We start from the raw sequence: 4747 nt of genomic DNA on the forward strand, positions 1-4747 counted from the left end.
CGCATGATCGCCGGCGTGTGCGCCGGCGCGCCGAAGATGCTCGGCATCGATGCCGCGCTGCTCCGCATCCTGCTCGTCGCCGCCACGCTGTTCGGCGTGGGCGCGGGCGCGATCCTCTACCTCGCCGCGTGGGTCCTCGTGCCCGAGGAGGCGTGATCAGCGCGGGTGGCCGGGCACCCCTGGCAGGCGCTGCCACGGCAGCGGTCCGGCCGGCGGGCGGTGCTCGACGCCGAGCGCGGCGAGCCAGGGCCGGTGCGCGCCCAGCCTCGCCGCGAACCCCGCCCCCTCCACCGGGGCCGGGTTCCACGCCCCCTCCGCGAACGCCGAGAGCCTCGGGAACGCGGCGTAGTCCAGGCGCCTCGGGCTGTCCAGGTGCTCGGTCCAGATGTTCGCCTGCGCGCCGAGCACCCCGGCGGGTGGCCGGTACGCGCGCACGGCCTCGGTGGTGAGGACCGTGCCCACCGGGATCGGCTCGTCCGCGTCCTCGGACTGCCGGTAGTCCAGGTACGCGTGCCGCTCCGGGCAGGCGACCACGTCCAGCCCGCGCTCCAGCGCCCGCTCCGCCGCCTCCTCCGAGCGCCACGCCGCGATGACCGTCTCCTCCGGCAGGCCCTCGACGTCCAGCACCTCGTCCCAGCCGTACGGCCTGCGCCCGCGCGCCACCAGGTGCTCCGCGATCAGGCGCACGAACCGCCCGTCGCCACCCGGCGCCTCGTCGCCGCCGAAGCCGACCACCTCGCCGGGGAACACCTCCAGCAGCTCGTCGAACACCGCGCGGTAGAAGTCCACTGTGGACTGCGCCCCGTTGAGGACGCGCGGGTTCACCCCCCAGTCGGTCCACACCCCGCCGCCGTCGACGCCCAGCTCCGGGTACGCCGCGATGGCCGCCTGCGAGTGCCCCGGCACGTCGATCTCCGGCACCACGCCCACGTGCCGCGCCGCCGCGTACGCCACGACCTCGCGCAGGTCGTCGCGCGTGTAGTACCCGCCGTGCGGCCTGCCCGTGCTCAGCCCGCCGCGCCGGTCGCCCCACCGCGAGTCCGGCCGCCAGCCGCCGACCTCGTGCAGCCTCGGGAAGCGCTCGGACTCGACCCGCCAGCCCTGGTCGTCGGTCAGGTGCAGGTGCAGCACGTTGAGCTTGTGCGCGGCCAGCAGGTCCACGTACCGCAGCAGGTCGTGCTTGGGCAGGAAGTGCCGCGCCACGTCGATCATGCAGCCGCGCCACCGGTGCTCGGGGCGGTCGACGATCTCGCACACCGGCACGGGCCCGTCCGGTCGGATCGGCGCGGCCCGGAACGCGTCGGGCCCGCGCAGCTGGCGCAGGGTCTGGTGGGCGTAGAACTCGCCGGCGTCGTCGGACGCCTCGACGTGGACGCCACGGGCGGAGATGGAGATCCGGTAGCCCTCGGCCGGTCCGGGCGCGCGCCGCACGACCGGCGGCGACCACGGCACGGTCCCCCCGCCCCAGACCACCGACACCGGTTCGGGCAGCAGCGTCACGACTTCACCGCCCCGGCGAGGCCGCCGACGAGGTTGCGCCGCACCAGCACGAAGAACACCAGCACCGGCAAGGTCATCAGGGTGGAACCGGCCATGATCGCCCCCCAGTCGTTCTGATCGGGCCGCACGAACACCTGGAGCGCGAGCGGCAGGGTCTGGTTCTCCTCGGCGGAGATGATGAACGTCTTGGCGAACAGGAAGTCGTTCCAGGCGTGGATGAACGACAGCGCGCTCGTCGCCACCAGGCCGGGGGCGACCAGCGGGAACAGCACCCCCCACAGGAACCTGGTCCGGGACGCGCCGTCCAGGGTCGCCGCCTCCTCCAGCTCCACCGGAACGGCCGCGACGAAGCCGCGCAGCATCCAGATCGCGAACGGCAGGCTGAACGCCAGGTGCACCAGCACGAGCGAGCCGAGGTGGTTGAGCCCGAGCGCGGGAACGGCCGAACCCACCTGGCGCACCAGGAAGAACAGCGGGATGGTCAGCGCCTCCACCGGGACCATCTGCACCACCAGCAGCATCACCAGCATCGTGGTGCGGCCCGTGAACCGGAACCGGGTGAGCGCGGTGGCCGCCAGGAACGACAGCACCAGGCTCAGCAGCACCACCGCGACCGCGACGACGAGGCTGTTGGCCAGGTAGCGGCCGAAGCTCTCGACGGTGAGGGCGCGGGTGAAGCTGTCCAGCGACGGGGCGAGCGTCCACGGCCTCGGTTCGGCCGACACCACCTCGGCGGCGGGCTTGAGCGCGGTGAGCACCATCCAGTACAGCGGGAACGCGACGACGAGCGACGCGCCGACCGCGACCGCCTCCCAGGCCCAGCGCCTCACAGCGGCTCACCTCCCCGGCGCAGCGCGCGCAGGTAGCCCGCGGTGAGCAGGAGCAGCAGCGCGGTGGTGACGACGCCGATCGCCGCGCCCATCCCGTACTCGGAGGCGGCGAACGCCTGCTGGTAGGCGTGCACGGCCAGCACGAGGTTGCGGCCTGCGATGCCGCCGCCGCTGGTCATCACGTAGACCTGGGTGAAGACCTTGAAGTCCCAGATGACCGACTGGATGGTGACGATCACCAGCAGCGGGCGGAGCAGGGGCAGCACGACGCTGCGGGCGGCCCGCCAGGTGGAGGCCCCGTCGAGCGCGGCGGCCTCCAGGACCTCTCCGGGGATCGAGCGGATGCCCGCGTAGAGGGTGAGCATGACGAACGGGAACGAGCACCAGACCACCTCGGCGGCGACGACGCCGAACGCGGTCCACCTCCCGTACAGCCACGGGAAGTCGCGCGCGCCCTCGATCCCGAGCGCGGTGAGGGCCTCGTTGACGAAGCCGAAGCTCGCGTCGAACAGGAACAGCCAGATCGTGGAGCCCGCGACGGCCGGGGTGGACCAGGCTCCGAGCGCGGTCAGGAACAGCAGGGCGCGGGCCCACGGGCGGACCCTGGTGGCGACGACGGCGAGGACCGCGCCGACCAGCAGGGCGCCACCGACGCAGATCGCGGCGAACCCGGCGGTCTGGCCGAGCACGGACCAGAACCTGCTGTCCCCCAGCAGTTCCGCGTAGTTGCCCAGGCCGAGGAAGGTGAGCGGGGCGCCGCCGCTGACCTGCTCCTGGCCGTAGTCGAACAGGGAGATGACGACGAGCTGGTAGACCGGGTAGCCGAGCAGGCCGACCAGGACCAGCAGCGCCGGGGCCAGGTGGGCGAGCGCGGCGCGGGTGTCACTGCGTCCACTGTGGACGGTCATGAGCCGAAGATGTCGTTCATCCGGGCCGCCGCGTCGGCCGCCGCCGCGTCCAGGTCCTTGGCGCCGGTGGCGACCTCCTGGATGAGGGTGGGCAGCACGCCCTGCGCGTCGACCTTGGCCCAGTCCGGGGTGGCGGGGACGAACCGGGTGCCCGCCTCCAGGGTGCGGGTGAACGGCTCCAGGGCGGGGTTCGCGGCGGCGACCTCGGCCTGCACGTCGGTGAACGCGGGCAGGTTGCCCATCGCGTCGAACATCTCGCGCTGGTACCGCTTGCCGCCCAGGAGCTGCACGAACTCGGTGGCGAGGGTGCGGTGCCGGGTGCCCTTGAGGACGCCGAGGAGGTTGCCGCCCGCGAACGCCGGGGCGATCGAGCCCGCGGTCTCGCCGGGCAGCGGGACGACGGCGTACTTGCCGCCCGCGGCGGAGTCGTCGACGGACTTCCGGTTGAAGTCGCCGCCGATCACCATGGCGGCCTTGCCCGCGCGGAACGCCTCGACGCTGGCGTCGCCGCCGTTGGCGGCGCACTGGGCGGGCGGGCAGATGTCGTCGGCGAGCAGCTCGGTGTAGCGGCGCAGGCCGGCGAGGGACTCGGGGGCGGTGAGGGCGGAGGTGTGTCGCCCGTCCTGCTCGCGCGCGACGTCGCCGCCCGCCGCCCAGAGGAACGGGAGCGCGCCGTAGGTGTACTTGCCGCCCGCCGAGATGCCGAGGAGGTCGGGTCGGGCGGCGCGGATCGCGCGGGCGGTGGGGGCGAGGTCGGCGATGGTGGCCGGGGGCTGGAGGCCCAGCTCGCGGAAGACGTCGGTGCGGTAGTAGAGGGCGCGGACGCCGACGTACCAGGGCAGGCCGTAGAGCAGGCCGTCGACCTCGCCGGTCTCGGCGATCCGGGGGGCCAGGTCGGCGGCGTCGGGCCAGCCGCCGAGGTCGAGCGGGGCGAAGCCGCCGCCCGCGACGTAGCCCGCGAGGTCGGTGTTGCCGAACTCGGCGACGTCGGGGGCGCTGGCGGGGTCGCTGAAGGCGGCCTTGAAGCGCTCGGCGCGGCTGGCGACCTGGATGTGCTGGACGTCGACGGTGACGCCCTCGTGCGCGGCCTCGAACTCGGCGACGGCGCGGGCGACGACGGCCTCCTTGGGCGCCCGGTTGACCTCGTCGAAGAGCCACACCCGCAGCTGCCCGACGCGCTCGTCGCCGCTCTCGGGAGCGGGGCCGGACTGGACCGGCGCGCAGCCGGTGAGGAGCAGTGCCGTCGTGGCGGCGGCGACCAGGAAGCGCATCCGACAACCCCTTCTCCGACGCGTTGCACTCTGCGCAACGCGTGTTTCATGGGAAGCAACGGGGATGCTAAGGGCGAACGGGAGGTAGGTCTAGACCAGAGCGAGGAGGTGAGGGGCCGGAGGCTTCGGGATCGGGATGGGAGGGGGGTGGAAATGAGGCAGGGGCGGGGACGAGGGCGGGAGAGGCAGGCGGCGCGCCGCGCGGGCGGCCGGGAGAACCAGGACCGGGTGCCCCGGC

Annotated in this window: 5 protein-coding genes; 1 reads left to right on the top strand and 4 read right to left on the bottom strand. The window is 73.8% G+C overall.

The genetic code is table 11. From position 1 onward, the window contains the following. Positions 1-3: 3 nt before the first annotated feature. Positions 4-156 carry a PspC domain-containing protein gene (locus ACTUAL_RS11015; RefSeq protein ID WP_440900183.1) on the top strand — a complete coding sequence of 51 codons (153 nt, stop codon included), beginning with the start codon at positions 4-6 and terminating at the stop codon, positions 154-156. Here the strand turns inward: ACTUAL_RS11015 and ACTUAL_RS11020 are convergent, their stop codons facing one another. From ACTUAL_RS11020 to ACTUAL_RS11035, 4 genes are read right to left on the bottom strand one after another with little or no spacing between them, the layout of a single operon-like run. Beyond that, positions 157-1500 (bottom strand): beta-N-acetylhexosaminidase, encoded by a 1344-nt coding sequence (locus ACTUAL_RS11020; protein ID WP_440900181.1) that lies wholly within the window; start codon positions 1498-1500, stop codon positions 157-159. Next, positions 1497-2330 carry a carbohydrate ABC transporter permease gene (locus ACTUAL_RS11025; RefSeq protein WP_096491291.1) on the bottom strand — a complete coding sequence of 278 codons (834 nt, stop codon included), beginning with the start codon at positions 2328-2330 and terminating at the stop codon, positions 1497-1499. Before ACTUAL_RS11025 ends, ACTUAL_RS11020 begins: the two co-directional genes overlap by 4 nt. Beyond that, positions 2327-3238 (bottom strand): carbohydrate ABC transporter permease, encoded by a 912-nt coding sequence (locus tag ACTUAL_RS11030; RefSeq protein ID WP_096491290.1) that lies wholly within the window; start codon positions 3236-3238, stop codon positions 2327-2329. Before ACTUAL_RS11030 ends, ACTUAL_RS11025 begins: the two co-directional genes overlap by 4 nt. Continuing rightward, positions 3235-4509 carry an extracellular solute-binding protein gene (locus ACTUAL_RS11035; RefSeq protein ID WP_440900182.1) on the bottom strand — a complete coding sequence of 425 codons (1275 nt, stop codon included), beginning with the start codon at positions 4507-4509 and terminating at the stop codon, positions 3235-3237. The genes ACTUAL_RS11030 and ACTUAL_RS11035 overlap by 4 nt, the downstream gene beginning before the upstream one ends. Between the last annotated feature and the right edge of the window lie 238 nt (positions 4510-4747).

Source organism: Actinosynnema sp. (assembly GCF_052038725.1).